The organism is Lactococcus sp. DD01 (genome assembly GCF_001578715.1).
Classification (GTDB): Bacteria; Bacillota; Bacilli; order Lactobacillales; family Streptococcaceae; genus Lactococcus; species Lactococcus petauri.
This window is the reverse complement of record NZ_KQ968939.1, coordinates 1,560,779-1,562,088: the sequence shown is the minus strand read 5'-3', so window position 1 is coordinate 1,562,088 and position 1,310 is coordinate 1,560,779. Positions and strand designations below refer to the sequence as shown.

1 protein-coding gene is annotated in these 1,310 nt (G+C 33.1%); it reads left to right on the top strand.

Annotated features, from left to right (window positions below; genetic code table 11):
* Positions 1–139 precede the first annotated feature (139 nt).
* Positions 140–463, top strand: coding sequence for a sigma-70 RNA polymerase sigma factor region 4 domain-containing protein (locus tag LACDD01_RS07630; protein WP_061414065.1), 324 nt, complete (start codon positions 140–142; stop codon positions 461–463).
* Positions 464–1,310 lie beyond the last annotated feature (847 nt).

The window sequence follows — 1,310 nt, the reverse complement described above, 5'->3', positions numbered from 1 at the left end:
GTCAAATAATATTTTACTGTTGGATTTAATTGAGAAAATAAAAAAAGCCACATTGGCAAGACGTGGACTAATAGATTAAAAGACTATAAACTGTTTTGTATTTCTGCCAATCCTATTATAACACAGGAGGAATTACACCATGAGTAACTACAAATTTTTAATACGCTTCTACTTACTGGGCTTCATACAAGAATCAACCAGTCGAGCAGAGAAGTTTATCGAGCGTTTCGGCGGAGATGATACTAATATCAAGAAGAACAGGCAGACTATTGACAAGCTGGACGAGATATTCAATCCACTGAGGGACCAGGTACTGGAGCTTTTAAGATTAAGATTTGTGGAGGAGTTAGAGATTAAAGACGTCGCAGAACAAACAGGGCTGACTTATAACAAAGTTTATCGCTTGTGTGCTGATCCAGTCCGACAGGTTAAGAAGTTGGCTAAGGAGTATTACAAGAAATAAAGACTAGCATTTGATATAATAGTATTACAAAATAAAAATCGCAGAAATGCGTGTATGTTATAATTTAGATAGTGAAAAGTCCATAGCCAAATGGGCTTTTTGTTTTTGTAGGTTAAGTCATATTTTTTATTGTATGTATCAATGAACTGAACTATTACTTTTGTGATATAATTAAAATACCAATATATATTATTAAACGATGTTTTTGGTTGAAGAGATTCTAAGTGTGGTCTAAACACACAGCCTTACATCGGGGAACAGTTATCCTGCTATGGGTAGCTGTTTTTTTGTACTCTCACGCGCCTCTAAGTGCTCCTAATATAAATTATTAAAAGCATAATAAAAAGCTCACAGCGTGCAAACTGTGGGTTTTTAGTATTGAAAAAATTCACTGTTTTAATGATTTATAGAAAGGTGCTGTAAATACAGTAACTAACAAGAGTTACAGCTCATAAAACAATTTCCGATTATACTATATATTTACCATAGTTAAAGAATGTTAGATATATTATTTATGATCGATAATAAAGGTCTATGTATCAAGCCCCCTGTCAAAAATAAAATAAAAAATTTCGATAGAGGATAGGTTAGGAGTAGTCACGTATAAAGTTGCACAACATTTTAAAAAGTAAAGGGGGTGTGAAATTACTAAGTGGATCCCCCACCTCTCGAATAAAATAATAAAAGTTAAAAGAATCGAGTGAGATTAGCCTTTTCCAAGTGTACGCAGTTTTGAAAAACTTTTTTTCTGATACAAAATGGCTTAACAGCAAGGATAAACAGCATTTGATAGTGTTCTTAGCATACATAAAAATTGCGAAAAACGCCTGAAATGAAGTTCCCAATA